Here is a 13638-nt window from a genome sequence, read left to right as displayed (position 1 = left end):
ACCAAAATGAAGATCATTGCTGACCTGTGCATCGTCCCGATGGGGGTGGGCCCATCCGTTTCCAGCTATATCCGCCAGGTGCGCGAGATCATCGACGCCTCCGGGTTGAGCTATGACATGCATGCCAACGGCACCAATATCGAAGGTGAAATGGCCGAGGTCACGGCGGTGGTGGAAGCCTGCTGCGAGCACCTGCATGCCGAAGGTGTGGCGCGCGTCTTCTGCACCATGATTTTTTCGACCCGCAACGACAAGACGCAGACCATGGCCGACAAGCTGGCCAGCATCGCCTGAGGAACCGACATGAGTTTTGAGCTGCATCGCCATGTGCTGGCGGGCGATACCCCCGGCGCTGCCACCGAACTCTATTGGTACACAATCGGCCCGGCCGATGCGCCAACCCGCGTGCATCTGCAGGCGGCGCTGCACGCCGATGAGCAGCCCGGCACCATGGCGCTGCATCATCTGCTGCCGCGCCTGCGCGACGCCGATGCCGCCGGCCAGCTCAAGGCGCAGTTCACGGTGTTTCCCTCGGTCAATCCGCTGGGTTTCGCCAACCGCTCGCTGCGCCACCATATCGGGCGTTACGACGTGCAGACCGGCGTCAACTACAACCGGCGCTGGCCCGACCTCTATCCGCAGATTGCCGAAGCCATCGCCGGCCGGCTGAGCGATGATCCGGCGACCAATATCGCCAGCATCCGCGCGGCGGTGACCGAATGGATCGACAGCCAGCGCCCCGGCTCGGCCGCCCAGCAATTGCGCCTGCTGGTGCTGCGCTCGGCGGTGGCGTCCGATATCGTGCTCGACCTGCATTGCGACGACGATAGCCTGAAACACATCTTCACCTCGCCCGAGCTGATGCCCGGCCTGCAGGACCTCGCCGACTGGATGGGCGTTGCCGCCACCCTGACCGCCGAGGACAGCGGCGGTGGCTCCTTCGATGAGGTGCTGCCCTCGCTCTATCGCAAGGCGCGGCTGGCTCATCCCGACCGTCCCATTCCCAATGGCGCCGAAACGGCGACGCTGGAATATCGCGGTCAGGCCGATAGCTTTGACGCTCTGGGCAAAGCCGATGCCGCCGGCCTGTTCGGCTTCTTTGCCGGCCGGGGCCTCATCGCGGCCGATCCGGGGCCCAAGCCGGTTCCGGCGCCGGCGCCAACGCCGTTTGAGGCCACCGAGGTGCTGCGCGTCGATGCGCCGGGCCTATTGGCCTATCGGGTGGAGCTGGGTGAGCGCGTCAGCAAGGGCCAGCCGATTGCCGACCTCATCGCCATGGATGGCCCAGAGGCCTTCATGGCCCGCCGCCCGATCCTGTCCGGCACGGATGGCTTCGTGCTGTCGCGGGTGATGGCAAAATTCGTGATGCGGGGCGGCAATGTCGCCAAGATCGTCGGCGCCGACGTGCTGCCCACGCGGGCCGGTGGCTATCTGCTGGAGGACTGAGGCCCCTACCCCACCAGCCCGGCCAGCTTCGCCTCGGCTTCGGCCTTGAGCGCCGGCGCCCGGGGGATGACATGGGTCAGCAGATAATGCGGCAGGTCGATATGGTCCAGCGGCCGGGCGAAATAGAAACCCTGCAATTGGTGACAGGCGATCTCCGAGAGGAAGTCGGCCTGCGCCTTGGTCTCGACGCCCTCGGCGGTGATCTTGAGCTTGAGGGTTTTGCCCAGTGAGGCGATCGCCTTGAGGATATCGCGCGCCACCTCGTCATCGCTGGAGGCGTCGACGAAGGAGCGGTCGATCTTGATCTTGTCGAAGGGAAATTTCAGCAGATAGCTCAGGCTGGAGTAGCCGGTGCCGAAATCATCCATGGCGATGGTGACGCCGAGCGCGCGAATTTCGCCGAGCTTTTCCACCACCTCGTCGGGATTCTCCATCAGCAGGCCTTCGGTGATTTCGATCTCGAGGCGATGCGCCGCCAGCCCTGAAATCGCCAGCGCTCGCTTGACCACCACCGAGATGTCCGAACGGCGGAAATGCTTGGCTGACAGGTTCACCGCTACAGTGAGGTGTTCCGGCCAGGTCGCCGCCGCCGCGCAGGCCTGCACAATGGTCCAGTCGCCGATATCGACGATGAGGTTGGATTGTTCGGCGATGGGGATGAACTCGGCCGGCGGCACCAGCCCGCGAATCGGGTGGTTCCAGCGGATCAGCGCCTCGAAGCCGGTGGGCATTTCGTCGCTCGCCGATACCAGTGGCTGGTAATACAGCACCAGCTCGTCCTTGGTGATGGCGTCGCGCAATTCGACTTCCAGCAGCCGCCGTTCGCGCGCCTCCGAATCCATCTGGCTTTCAAAGAAGCGATAGACCGCCCGGCCATCGGCCTTGGCGCGATACAGCGCCAGATCGGCATTGCGCAGGATCTGGTCGGGCCGCGTGCCGTTCATCGGCGCCATGGCGATGCCGATGCTGACGCCGACGCTCACCTGATCATCATCGATCAGATAGGGCTGCCTGATCTCCTCGATCAGCCGCATCGCCAGCCGGCCGACACTATCCACATTGCAATCATTGGGCAGGATGATGGCGAACTCGTCGCCCCCCAGCCGCGCCGCCAGATCGGTTTCCCGCACCATCGCCTGCACGCGCTTGGCCACCATCACCAGCAGCTTGTCGCCAGCCATATGGCCACGGCTGTCATTGACCGATTTGAACTGGTCCAGATCAAGGAACATCACCGAAAACGGCGTGCCATAGCGCTCCAGCCGCGCCACGCAGCTATTGAGCTGGTCGGTGAATTTGGTGCGATTGAGCAGCCCGGTCATCGAGTCGTGATGCGCCAGCATGGTGATGCGGCGCTCGGCCAGCTTGCGCTCGGTCACATCCGAGCCAGTGCCGATATAGCCCAGATAATTGCCGCTTTCGTCAAAGGCCGGCTTGCCGGTCAGGCTCCACCAGCATTCGCGCCCATCGGCGGTCACGCGCAACTCGATATCCTGAAACGTATTTTGGGCCACCACGTCCTGCTCGAGATGCAGCACCAGCGGATCATTGGGCGGGGTGATGCAGCGCAGAAAATGCACGAAGTCAGCGCCGACCAACGCCTCTTCGCCCACGCCGGTCGCCGTGGTGAAGCCCGCCGACATGCGGTTGATGGCGCCATCCTCGTCAAAGCCCCAAATCCAGTCCGAGGTGCTTTCCTCAAATTCCCGCAGCAGCAGGCTGATGATTTCGCGCTTCTCGTCGACCAGGGTTTCCGAGGCTCGATAGGCCACGAAGGCCGCCGCGTGGTTGAGCGCCACCACCACCATGATGGTGGTAAAGCCCATCAGCAGCGCGCCATAGGCCCAGATATCGGGGCCCGATTGCAGCACCCGCACGCTGCCCAATGCCCCAATCAGCAACGGAATGCAGAACGCCGCCAGCGCCTGTGGATAATTCACCAGCGCCATCATCGAAATGCATAGAAGGCCGCCGGCGCCGATGGCCACCGCGCCGCGCAGGGTCAGGTCCTCATAGACCGGCAGCACATTGAGCACGAAACCCCAGAGCAGCCCCATCAGCAGCGCGTGGGTCACCGTGCTGGTGACCGACCGGTGCGATGCCCGCTCCGCCCGCGCCGGCCGCCGCCCGAAGGCGACGTAGATGCCGTGCAAGGCGATCAGATTGATGATGGTCAGGGCAACGAGGACCGGCCAGAAGCCCGGCGTCTGCCAGCTCAACACCAGGAACACGACGGACACCACCAGCGACGCCGCCAGCATGGCCGGGGTCATCCGGCTCACCGAACCCAATTGCTGGCGCAACAGCTTGTTGCGCACAGGCGGCGCCAACCCGTCCGCGCCGATGGCGCGATCGACGAAGCCGTTGATCAGGGATATCAGGCCCACACCGGGAATGACGCTCATCCCGCTAACATGGGGGGTGAGCACTTAATTTTACGTATGTTGTCGCCACGGGCCGGAAGCAGGTATTTTAACAATACCATTCGTTAAGCTCAAACCAAGTCACCACTGGGGTTACGCAAAATAAACCGCGTAGCTTAAGCCGTTTTTCAAGCGCCCCTTGTAGTTTTTTGTAAAGCGAGGGCAGCAACGTCCCCACTGGAGAGCGTCAATGACAGGCAAGACCAATGCGGTCCCCGAGGCTGCCCTGACGGGCAGCCTGCGTGATTTCCGGGCCCCCGAAGGGCCCGATCTGATCAACCGCGTTGCCGGCTTCTATGCCTGGCAGAATGTGCGCCGTGAGCATGATATGTGGCCCTATGCCCGCTCCACCTCCACTGCGCCCCAGGCCCGCTGCGAGGCCAGGAGCGATACTGGCGAAAGCTTCTCCGGGATCAACTTTGCCAGCCAGGATTATCTGAGCCTGTCCTCGCACCCGGCCATCAAGGAAGCCGCGATCCAGGCCATCACCGATTATGGTGTGCATAGCGCAGGCTCGGCCGCGCTGCTCGGCAACACCGCCAATTCCCTGCTGCTCGAACAGGGCCTGTCCGAATTTCTCGGCGGCCGCGAAATCGTACTCTACCCCACCGGCTGGGCCGCCGGCTACGGTTCGGTGCAGGGTTTCGTGCGCGCCAATGATCATGTGGTGATGGATATCCTGGCCCATTCGTGCCTCCAGGAAGGCGCCAAATCCGCCACCCAGAACATCCACTATCACGGCCACCTCAACCTTGACGCCCTCGCCCGCAAGCTGGAGCGCATCCGCGCCAGCGACCAGGAAAACGGCATCATGGTGGTGACCGAGAGCTTGTTCTCGATGCATTCCGACACGCCAGACTTGTTGGCGATGCGTGCACTTTGCGACCAGCATGCTGCCACTTTGCTGGTGGATTGCGCGCATGATCTGGGCTCCATCGGCGATGACGGGCTCGGCCATCTCGGCCTGCAGAATGCGATGGATGCCGCCGACATCATCATCGGCAGCTTTTCCAAGACGTTTGGCTCCAATGGCGGCTTCATCGCCGTCAAGGACAAGGCCAGTGCTGAATATCTGAAATATTACAGCGCCACCCACACCTTCTCCAACGCCCTCTCCCCGGTGCAGGCGGCCACGGTGCTCTGCGCGCTCAATATCGTGCGCTCCGAGGAAGGCCGCATGCTGCGCCGCAAGCTGATGGACAATATTCTCTATCTGCGCGCCGAAATGGCTCGTGCCGGTCTCGAAACGCTGGGCGACCCTTCGCCGATCGTGCCGGTGCGGCTGGGCCTCGAAGGCGTCGGCCGCTTTGCCAGCCGCCATCTGATGGCGATGGGTGGCATTGCCAATCTGGTCGAATATCCGGCAGTGCCGCAGGGCGGCGCGCGGTTCCGCTTCCAGGTCATGGCCTCGCATAGCAAGGACGATATCGATCAGGTGGTTGCCATCCTCGCCAAGGCGATGCGAGATGCCGATCTGGAATACCGCCTCGGCCATGAGGGCCAGCAAGCCCGCGCCGCCGCCAGCGCGGCGGCATAAAGGCGGGACGATGCGCCACGCTCCCACACTCCTTGCGGTCGACGACGATGCGGCGTCGGCCGAACTGATTGTCCGGGTGGCAGAGCGTTGCGGCTATGACGCCTTTGCCACCTCGGATTCGCGTGGTGTGATCAATCTCGTCGCCGCGTTGCGTCCCGACGTGATGAGCGTGGATATCTCCATGCCCCATGTCGACGCCATCGAACTGTTCCGCCTGCTGGCAGAGGCCAATTATGGCGGCGAGATCATCATCGTCAGCGGCCAGGATGAGCAGACGCTGCGGATGACGCAAAGCGCCGCCGAACTGATGGGGCTGCGGCTCCCCTATGTGCATCAAAAGCCGCTGGACATCGCCCGCCTGCGCGAAACGCTGACCATCCGGCTGTCCAAGGCGGGCTGAACGTCTTAGCCGTAGTTCATCGCGGCTGCGGGGGTCTTGGGCCCCAGCACGGCCTGCATCTTGCCGAGCAGGCGCGGCAGATCCACCGGCTTGGTGTCGAAGTCGATGCAGCCCGCCGCCAGCGCATTGGCGCGGTCGCTCTCAAAGGCGCTCGCCGTCAGGGCGATGATCGGCAGGGCCGCCGTTTCCGGGTCGGCGCGAATACGGCGGGTGGCCTCGCAGCCATCCATTTCTCCCAAGCCGATATCCATCAGGATGACGTCCGGCATCAGTGCCTTGGCGGCGGCGATGCCGCTGGGACCATCCTCGGCAAAGCGGATGGAAAAGCCACGCCGCTCCAGCCGGCGGCCGAGCACGTCGCGGTTGATCGGGTTGTCTTCGACGATGAGGACCAGGGCCATTTCGTGGGGCTCCCTATGATGCACTGGCGGCCTTGGCGCGCGAACCGCGCGTAGCCTTGAGCCCGGCCAGCGCCGCCTTGACCTTGCTGGTGTCGAGCGGCTTCATCACGATGCCGTCGGCCCCGGCCGCCAGCGCCTTGCTGCGCTCGGCCAGGATCGAGATCATGAAGACCGGGATGTCCGTGGTCACCGGATCGGCCTTGAGCGCCGCCAGCACATCCCAGCCATCAAAACCGGGCATCAGAATATCGAGGAAGATCGCCGCCGGCTTGACCGTGCGGGCGATCTGCAGCGCCGATTGCGGCGCATCGGTGCAGATCGGGGTGTAGTCTTCCTTGATCAGCAGGCGTTCCGCCAGTTCGAGGAAGTTGCGGTCGTCATCCACCACCAGAATGCGCGGCCGCTTGTCGTGATTGCCGGCGTGTCCGCTCATGCCGACAAAGCCGGACCGGCGCTGGCCGATCTCGGCTTCGCCTTCGGCCAGGAACGCCTCGTCCTGCAGCCGCTCCTTCTGCGACGACACGATCGGCGACTGTGCGGGCTCTGCCTGCACGCTCTGCACCGGCAGACAAATGGTGAAGCGACTGCCCTTGCCCAGTTCGCTCTCGATCTCGATCTGCCCGCCCGTCAGCCGGCACAGATTCTGGCTCAGCGACAGTCCCAGCCCGGTGCCGCCATAGACGGCGGCGATTCTAGAACTGGCCTGGGTGAAATTGGCGAACAGCACCTTTTGCTGTTCCAGCGAAATGCCGATGCCGGTGTCGATCACCGCAATTTCCACCATCTCGTTGCGCCGCTGCACCGACAGGGTGATCTGTCCGTTCTGGGTGAATTTGGCGGCGTTGGACAGCAGGTTGAAAATCGCCTGACGCAGCTTGGTAGCGTCGGCGCGCATACTGCCAAGATCGGCACCGCGCGCGACGACGAAGCTATTGGTATTTTTGGCCGCCAAGGGCCGCGCCGTGGCCTCGACCTCGTCAATCAACGCGTCGATATCGAGATTTTCCAGATGCAGGGCCATTTTGCCGGCCTCGATCTTGGAGATATCCAGAATGTCATTGACCATGGCCAGCAGATGCTTGCCGGCGGCGCTGATCTTCTGCAGGTCGGCAATCTGCTCGCCGCGCCCGTCAAGTTCGGCGTCTTCGAGCAGGATTTCCGAATAGCCCAGCACTGCATTGAGCGGGGTGCGCAGCTCGTGGCTCATCTTGGCCAGGAATTCCGACTTGGCGCCATTGGCGCGCTCGGCCTCATCCTTGGCGCTGGTCAGTGCCTTGAGGGTGGATTGGTGGCGGTCGATTTCCTTGATCAGCTCGGACTGGCTGTCCACCACGCTGGAGTAATAGGCCGCCATCATGAAGACGTAGATATTGGCGCCCAGTGCCGACAGCATGCCGGGCACCGCCATGTCTTCGAGCGGGATATGCTGGGGGAAATTGCTGAACAGGTAGAAGCCATAAAGCGCGGCAATGCCCAGCGTGATCTGGCCGAAAACGAAGATACGCGCCGTCCAGGTCGAGCCCAGATACATGAAGGCCAGCAGCGGCGTCAGCACGAACCAGAGCAGGAAGGGCGAGCTGGTGCCGCCGTAATTATAGGTGCCCCACAGAATGGCGAAGGTCAGGTTCAGCACCGAGGCCATGGCCAGCGGCGTGTAAGCGCGCGGGAACAGCTTCACCAGCGCCAGAAACGGCCAGAAGCCATAGATCGACGCCGCCAAGATCGGCACATGCGGCAAGGGTTGAGGGTCGGCGAACCAGAGAAACACCGGGATCGGCGTGGCGATGATCGGCCCGAACAGATGGCTGATGATGAACATCTGCAGGCGTTTGCGCGTGTGCAAATCCCCTTTCAGGTGTTCGGGGATAAACCAGTTCATCAGCCGTTGGAACGCCGTCAGAAGTGCCACGGAGCCGCCTCGCGCAGGATATGCCGCCAGACTGTGGTCCCAACTCTTTGAAAAAGTCGTAAACTATTGTTCCGATTATGGACGTAAGCGCCGGGGGAGGCGTTTCGCCACCCAATCGGTGCCATCCTGGGGTGGCCCAACTGGACGATCCCAGGAGGGACCCCGGCCCAAGGCCGGGGTGACATCCCTGGGTGGGATGGAGCGGGCGTTAGCGGCCCAGCCCCAGTTTTGGGTGCTCCAGCGCGGTCATCACGCCGCGCAGTTCGGCCAGGCCCTTCATCCGGCCGATGGTCGGATAGCCCGGCTGCGAGCGCCGGCCCAGATCGTCGAGGATATCCTGGCCGTGGTCGGGGCGCATCGGGATGGCGTGGTCCTTGCGTCCGGCCGCGCGGCGCTTGGCCTCTTCGCGCAGGATGGCAGCGATCAACGCCACCATGTCGGTATCGCCGCCCAGATGCTCGGCCTCGTAGAACGAGCCGACAATGTCATCATTGTCGCGCTTGACGTTGCGCAGATGCAGGAAATGCACCTTGTCGCCGAGCCGCTCCATCATCCCCGGCAGATCATTGTCGGGCCGCGCGCCGAGCGAGCCGGAGCACAAGGTCATGCCATTGGCCGGGCTGTCCACCGCGTCGAGCATGTATTTATAATCCGCCTCGGTCGACATCACCCGCGGCAGGCCGAGTAGGGCGAACGGGGGATCGTCCGGGTGGCAGCAGAGGCGCAGCCCCAGATCTTCGGCGGTCGGCACTACGGCATCGAGGAAATCGACGAAATTGGCGCGCAAGCGGTCGCGGGTGATGGCGCCATATTCATCGAGATGGGCCTGCACATCTTCCAGCGACATCGACTCGGTCGAGCCGGGCAGGCCCATGGTGACATTGCGGGCCAGCTGCTTGCGCGCATTGTCATCCATCGCGGAAATGCGGCGTTCGGCCTGATCGGCGATGGCGTTGGTATAGTCCGCCGTGGCGCCCTGGCGCTTGAGCACATGAATGTCGAAGGCGGCGAAATCATTGATGTCGAAGCGCATGCAGGACGCGCCATTGGGCACGGTCCAGCGCAGATCGGTACGGGTCCAATCCAGCACCGGCATGAAATTGTAGCAGATCACTTCCATGCCGCTGGCGGCCAGATTGCGCAGCGAAACCTTGTAGGCCTCGATATGCTCGCGCCAGTCGTTCTTCTGCTTCTTGATGTCTTCGCTGACCGGCAGGCTTTCCACCACATCCCAGGTCAGCCCCGAGGCCGTGCCATCCTTGCGGGAGGCGATCTCGGTGTGGCGCTGAGCGATTTCCTCGGGCGTCCACACCTGGCCATTGGGCACATGATGCAGGGCGCTCACCACGCCGGCAGCGCCCACCTGGGTGATATCGTCGATGCTGCACTGGTCCTTGGGACCGAACCACCGCCAAGTCTGTCGCAAATCAGGCACTCCAAAAACGTCAGCGTAAAAGCGCGCTACCGCACTCTAGTATGGTAGAGCCTTGCCATAAGCCGGCCGGCCCGCAAAGCCCTATTGCCGGCCCACTCACGACAAATCCTTGTCGTAGACGAATTTGGGCATTTCCCATTTGTAGATGATGGCCAGCACGCGCAGCGGGAAGCCCACGGCCAGCGCCGCCAGCATCACCAGCTCGGGGTTCAGATTGGCGGCCAGGCCGAAATAATAGATCGCCCCGGTGACAATGGAGACGGTGGCGTAAAGCTCGGCGCGAAACACCAGCGGCACGTCATTGCACAACACGTCGCGCAGGATGCCGCCAAAAATCCCGGTGACCATGCCGGCGACCAGCACGATCAGCGGATGGGCGCCCACCTCGAGCGCGACATTGCAGCCGATGATGGTGAACACCACCAGCCCCAGCCCGTCGAGCAGCAGGAACGGCCAGCGCAGCCTGTCCACCACCCGCGCCAGCGCAATGGTCAGCAGCGCCGCGCCGCAGACCAGCAGCAGCACATAGGGGTTCTTCACCCAGAACAGCGGGTAATGGCCGAGAAAAATGTCGCGGATGGTGCCGCCGCCCAGCGCCGTGACGCAGGCCAGCAGGCACACGCCGAACCAGTCCATCTTGCGCCGCCCCGCCGCCAGCGCCGCCGTCATCGCCTCGGCGGCGACGGCGATGTAAAACATCACTTCCAGCATGCTTGTTCCTGTGCCCGCCAAAACCGGGTTGCGACCGTCCATTTATGGCATGAAACTGTCGCCTCCAGCGAGGGTCCCATGCGCCAACCTAAATCCGTCAAGGCCCTCGAAGAACTGGGCCGCGTGCAGCTCTCGGAAAACTTCTTTTTCCGCGATTTTCTCTATTCCGAAATTGCGGGGCTGCATGGCTTCGCCAATATCCCCGACGACCCCGATCTGGCCATCGCTGCCGGCAGCATGCTGTGCAAATCCCTGCTCGAACCGCTCCAGGCCCGCTTCGGCAAGATCTCCATCCGCTCGGCGTTTCGCTCGGCAGAGGTCAACCAGTTCGGCAATGCCAACAAACTCAATTGCGGGCGCAACGAAACCAATTATGCCGGCCATATCTGGGACCGCCGCGACGCCGCAGGCCGCATGGGCGCCACCGCCTGCATCGTCGTCAATCGCTTCGTGCCCTATTACCAGCGCACCGGCGACTGGGAGGCGATGGCCTGGTGGGTGCATGACCACCTGCCCTATCACGACATGGAATTCTTCCCCAAGCTGGCGGCTTTCAACCTGCAATGGCGCGAGCAACCGGTGCGCAGCATCTACAGCTTCATCCCGCCCCGGCGCGGGCGTTTGACCGCACCGGGAAAGGATAATTGGGGTGGCACGCATGAAAATGCCTATGCCGCGATGCTGGCGGCTACAGGAAATCCTGCCGCAGCGGATTGAACACGTCGATCAACCGGCCTTTTTCCAGCGCCACCACGCCATGCACCAGCCCGCTCGGCACGATGAAGCTGCCGCCGGTGCCGACAACCTGGGTCTGGCCGTCAATGGTCACCTCGAACGCGCCTTCGGCGACATAGCTGACCTGGATATGGGGGTGGCTATGCAGCGCGCCGACGGCGCCCTTGTCGAAGCAGAATTCCACCTGCATCATCTCGGGCGTGTGGATCAAAACGCGGCGGGTATTGCCCGGCGCCATGACGACGATTTCGCCCGCGTCCGGCTGCGCGAACAGCTGTTGTTCAGTCATAGTGTTACCTCGCGAGCCAGCCGCCATCCACGGGGATGACCGCGCCATGCATGTAGTTGGAAGCACGCGACAGCAGGAAGACTGCCGCGTCGCCAATGTCGGAGGGCGCGCCCCAGCGCCCGGCCGGAATACGGCCCAGGATCGAGGCCGAGCGGTCGGGATCGGCCCGCAAAGCTTCGGTATTGTTGGTCTCGATATAGCCGGGGGCGATGGAATTGACGTTGATGCCCTGCGCTGCCCACTCATTGGCCAGCAGGCGGGTGATGCCCAGCACGCCGCTTTTGGAGGCGGTGTAACTCGCCACTCGGATGCCGCCCTGAAAGCTGAGCATCGAGGAGATGTTGACGATCTTGCCGGTGCGGCCCTCGGCCAGGGCTTTCTTGCCCAGCGACTGGCAGAGAAAGAACATCGTCTTGAGGTTGATGTCCATCACGCTGTCCCAGTCGGCCTCGGTGAGGTCTACCGCGTCGGCCCGCTTGATGATGCCGGCATTATTGACCAGCCCATCGATCGGGCCATAGGCGTCCCAGGCGGCGTCAAACATCGCCTGGGCGGCACTGGCGGATCCGAGATCGGCCTGCACGGCCGTGAAGGGCGCGCCGATGGCGTCCATCATGCCCGTGGTTTGCTCCATGCTGGACCGCCCGACGCCGATCACCGTACCACCGGCCCGGCCAATGCTGAGCGCAATGCCCTGGCCGATGCCGGTATTGGCGCCGGTGACCATCACGGTTTTACCGGTCAGATTGAAGGCGCTGAGATCGGTCACAGCAACTCGTCCATGCCGATCTTTTCGGCGTCGGTATAGTCGACATTGTCGCCGGCCATGGCCCAGATGAAGGTGTAGGAGCCGGTGCCGGCGCCCGCATGGATCGACCAGGGCGGCGAGATCACCGCCTCTTCATTGCGCACGATCAGATGGCGGGTTTCGTCCGGCTCGCCCATCAGATGCAGCACGAAGGCGTCGGGCTGCAGGTCGAAATAGAGATAGGCCTCCATGCGGCGGTCATGCACATGGGCCGGCATGGTGTTCCACACCGAGCCGGGCGCAAAGCTGGTCAGCCCCACCACCAACTGGCAGGTCTTGACGCTGTCGGCGTTGACGAACTGGTAGATGGTGCGCTCGTTGGCCGTCTGCTGGCTGCCCATTTCGAGGCGCTTGGCGTCGGACTGGCGGATCAGCGTCGTCGGATGGCTGGCATGGGCCGGCGCGCTGAGCAGGTAGAACTTGGCGCCGGCGCCGGCAAAGCGCACATCCTTGGCGCCCATGCCGACATAGAGCATGTCGCGCGGGCCGACGGCGTAATCCTTGCCATCAACGGTGATGGTGCCAGCTTCGCCGATATTGGCGGCGATCAGCTCGCGCCGATCAAGGAAGTTGGCGGTGCCGGTCGGCTTGATGGTTTCGAGCACCAGCGGCTTGGCGCCCGGCACCGCGCCACCCACGGCCATGCGGTCATAATGGGTATAGGTCCAGTTGACGGCGCCATCGGCGAACAGGTCTTCGATGAGGAAATGCTCGCGCAGCTCTTCGGTGTTCATGGTGGCAGTGCTCACCGGGTCAACGGCGAAGCGAATGTCGTAATCGGTGGTCATGATTATTCCTGTAGCTATTGGCTTGAGTTCGAAGACGGCCCGCCTTCGAGAAGGCGTTGCCGATAAAGTTCCTGGCTGCGCAACAGGTGCTGGCGCATTGCTTTGCGCGCGGCTTCGCTGTCCTGTTCGGTGATTGCAGCGACGATCAACCAGTGCTCGGCCTGCACGGCCCGCTGGTACTCGCGTGTCAGGACAGTTTCAATGCGCCATGGCGACGTGACATCGCAGGGAATGGCGCGCGGCCCCAAGGCGTTGAGCACCTCGACATAGAAGGGATTGCTGGTGGCCGCAGCGATGGCATGGTGAAGGTAGAAGTCGGCCTTGCCGGTCGGCTCGTCGCGCTCCAGCAATCTGTCGAACTCATGGAACGCCTCGTGGATCGCGGCATCCTGCGAGTTGGTCCGCCGTTGCGCGGCCAGGCCAGCGCTCTCGATCTCGATACCCATGCGCACTTCGAGTACGTTAATCGCATCAGAGATGCGGTTGCCGCTGTCGATAGCCCGCAGACCGGCGCGTGCTATCACGAACACGCCCGCGCCCTGACGCGCCTCGACGATCCCATCGGCCGCCAGCGCCGCAATGGCCTCGCGCACCACCGTGCGGCTGACCCCGAATATTTTGGTCATCTGGCTTTCGGTGGGCAGCTTGCTGCCGGTGCCATAGTCACCGGCAGCAATGCGCTGGCGCATGGTGTCGATGACCAGTTCGGCCAGTTTGGGCTTGCGGCTGGGCGCGATGATCTCGTTCAGGGCCACA

The 13638-nt window shown here is 63.3% G+C and carries 14 protein-coding genes; 5 read left to right on the top strand and 9 right to left on the bottom strand.

The window, feature by feature from the left end; translation table 11 throughout:
* Positions 1-6: 6 nt before the first annotated feature.
* Both ACX3OW_RS11510 and ACX3OW_RS11505 read left to right on the top strand, forming a co-directional pair.
* Positions 7-294 carry an MTH1187 family thiamine-binding protein gene (locus ACX3OW_RS11510; protein WP_459095903.1) on the top strand — a complete coding sequence of 96 codons (288 nt, stop codon included), beginning with the start codon at positions 7-9 and terminating at the stop codon, positions 292-294.
* Between the two features lie 9 nt (positions 295-303).
* On the top strand, positions 304-1446 hold the full coding sequence (locus tag ACX3OW_RS11505) for a succinylglutamate desuccinylase/aspartoacylase family protein (protein WP_459095902.1): 1143 nt from the start codon (positions 304-306) through the stop codon (positions 1444-1446).
* A 5-nt stretch (positions 1447-1451) separates the two neighbouring features.
* Here the strand turns inward: ACX3OW_RS11505 and ACX3OW_RS11500 are convergent, their stop codons facing one another.
* The gene (locus ACX3OW_RS11500) at positions 1452-3851 is read right to left on the bottom strand and encodes a putative bifunctional diguanylate cyclase/phosphodiesterase (protein ID WP_459095901.1); all 2400 of its coding nucleotides are present in this window, start codon (positions 3849-3851) and stop codon (positions 1452-1454) included.
* A 208-nt stretch (positions 3852-4059) separates the two neighbouring features.
* Between ACX3OW_RS11500 and ACX3OW_RS11495 the strand changes: the two genes are divergently transcribed.
* Positions 4060-5406, top strand: a complete 1347-nt coding sequence (locus tag ACX3OW_RS11495; protein ID WP_459095900.1) for an aminotransferase class I/II-fold pyridoxal phosphate-dependent enzyme — start codon at positions 4060-4062, stop codon at positions 5404-5406.
* A 10-nt stretch (positions 5407-5416) separates the two neighbouring features.
* Positions 5417-5806, top strand: a complete 390-nt coding sequence (locus tag ACX3OW_RS11490; RefSeq protein ID WP_459095899.1) for a response regulator — start codon at positions 5417-5419, stop codon at positions 5804-5806.
* Between the two features lie 5 nt (positions 5807-5811).
* Here ACX3OW_RS11490 and ACX3OW_RS11485 read toward each other — a convergent pair whose 3' ends face one another.
* From ACX3OW_RS11485 to ACX3OW_RS11470, 4 genes are all read right to left on the bottom strand, one after another.
* Positions 5812-6207: a response regulator gene (locus tag ACX3OW_RS11485; RefSeq protein ID WP_459095898.1), complete on the bottom strand. Its 396-nt coding sequence runs from the start codon at positions 6205-6207 to the stop codon at positions 5812-5814.
* A gap of 13 nt (positions 6208-6220) precedes the next feature.
* The gene (locus ACX3OW_RS11480; RefSeq protein WP_459095897.1) at positions 6221-8116 is read right to left on the bottom strand and encodes an ATP-binding response regulator; all 1896 of its coding nucleotides are present in this window, start codon (positions 8114-8116) and stop codon (positions 6221-6223) included.
* A 208-nt stretch (positions 8117-8324) separates the two neighbouring features.
* Positions 8325-9542 carry a mannonate dehydratase gene (gene uxuA / locus ACX3OW_RS11475; protein WP_459095896.1) on the bottom strand — a complete coding sequence of 406 codons (1218 nt, stop codon included), beginning with the start codon at positions 9540-9542 and terminating at the stop codon, positions 8325-8327.
* A 105-nt stretch (positions 9543-9647) separates the two neighbouring features.
* The gene (locus ACX3OW_RS11470; protein ID WP_459095895.1) at positions 9648-10262 is read right to left on the bottom strand and encodes a trimeric intracellular cation channel family protein; all 615 of its coding nucleotides are present in this window, start codon (positions 10260-10262) and stop codon (positions 9648-9650) included.
* A gap of 78 nt (positions 10263-10340) precedes the next feature.
* Here ACX3OW_RS11470 and ACX3OW_RS11465 point away from each other — a divergent pair, with 78 nt between their 5' ends.
* The gene (locus ACX3OW_RS11465; protein WP_459095894.1) at positions 10341-10979 is read left to right on the top strand and encodes a hypothetical protein; all 639 of its coding nucleotides are present in this window, start codon (positions 10341-10343) and stop codon (positions 10977-10979) included.
* Here the strand turns inward: ACX3OW_RS11465 and ACX3OW_RS11460 are convergent.
* From ACX3OW_RS11460 to ACX3OW_RS11445, 4 genes are read right to left on the bottom strand one after another with little or no spacing between them, the layout of a single operon-like run.
* Complete coding sequence (locus ACX3OW_RS11460; RefSeq protein ID WP_459095893.1) at positions 10951-11286, bottom strand: cupin domain-containing protein; 336 nt, start codon at positions 11284-11286, stop codon at positions 10951-10953. The genes ACX3OW_RS11465 and ACX3OW_RS11460 overlap by 29 nt on opposite strands.
* 4 nt (positions 11287-11290) lie before the next feature.
* Positions 11291-12055, bottom strand: a complete 765-nt coding sequence (gene kduD, locus ACX3OW_RS11455; protein ID WP_459095892.1) for a 2-dehydro-3-deoxy-D-gluconate 5-dehydrogenase KduD — start codon at positions 12053-12055, stop codon at positions 11291-11293.
* Positions 12052-12882 (bottom strand): 5-dehydro-4-deoxy-D-glucuronate isomerase, encoded by an 831-nt coding sequence (gene kduI / locus ACX3OW_RS11450; RefSeq protein WP_459095891.1) that lies wholly within the window; start codon positions 12880-12882, stop codon positions 12052-12054. Before kduI ends, kduD begins: the two co-directional genes overlap by 4 nt.
* Before the next feature lie 14 nt (positions 12883-12896).
* Entirely contained in the window at positions 12897-13637 is a 741-nt protein-coding gene (locus ACX3OW_RS11445; protein WP_459095890.1) for a FadR/GntR family transcriptional regulator, read from the bottom strand.
* Position 13638: the final 1 nt, after the last annotated feature.

The sequence above is a fragment of the Devosia sp. A449 genome, assembly GCF_054489375.1.
This window is presented reverse-complemented; position numbering and strand designations above follow the sequence as displayed.

What these genes read in the sequence shown, in the direction of transcription:
- ACX3OW_RS11510 (WP_459095903.1), top strand. Translation starts at nt 7, where the DNA reads ATGAAGATCATTGCTGACCTGTGCATCGTCCCGATGGGGGTGGGCCCA.
- ACX3OW_RS11505 (WP_459095902.1), top strand. Translation starts at nt 304, where the DNA reads ATGAGTTTTGAGCTGCATCGCCATGTGCTGGCGGGCGATACCCCCGGC.
- ACX3OW_RS11500 (WP_459095901.1), bottom strand. Translation starts at nt 3,851, where the DNA reads ATGAGCGTCATTCCCGGTGTGGGCCTGATATCCCTGATCAACGGCTTC.
- ACX3OW_RS11495 (WP_459095900.1), top strand. Translation starts at nt 4,060, where the DNA reads ATGACAGGCAAGACCAATGCGGTCCCCGAGGCTGCCCTGACGGGCAGC.
- ACX3OW_RS11490 (WP_459095899.1), top strand. Translation starts at nt 5,417, where the DNA reads ATGCGCCACGCTCCCACACTCCTTGCGGTCGACGACGATGCGGCGTCG.
- ACX3OW_RS11485 (WP_459095898.1), bottom strand. Translation starts at nt 6,207, where the DNA reads ATGGCCCTGGTCCTCATCGTCGAAGACAACCCGATCAACCGCGACGTG.
- ACX3OW_RS11470 (WP_459095895.1), bottom strand. Translation starts at nt 10,262, where the DNA reads ATGCTGGAAGTGATGTTTTACATCGCCGTCGCCGCCGAGGCGATGACG.
- ACX3OW_RS11465 (WP_459095894.1), top strand. Translation starts at nt 10,341, where the DNA reads ATGCGCCAACCTAAATCCGTCAAGGCCCTCGAAGAACTGGGCCGCGTG.
- ACX3OW_RS11460 (WP_459095893.1), bottom strand. Translation starts at nt 11,286, where the DNA reads ATGACTGAACAACAGCTGTTCGCGCAGCCGGACGCGGGCGAAATCGTC.
- kduI (WP_459095891.1), bottom strand. Translation starts at nt 12,882, where the DNA reads ATGACCACCGATTACGACATTCGCTTCGCCGTTGACCCGGTGAGCACT.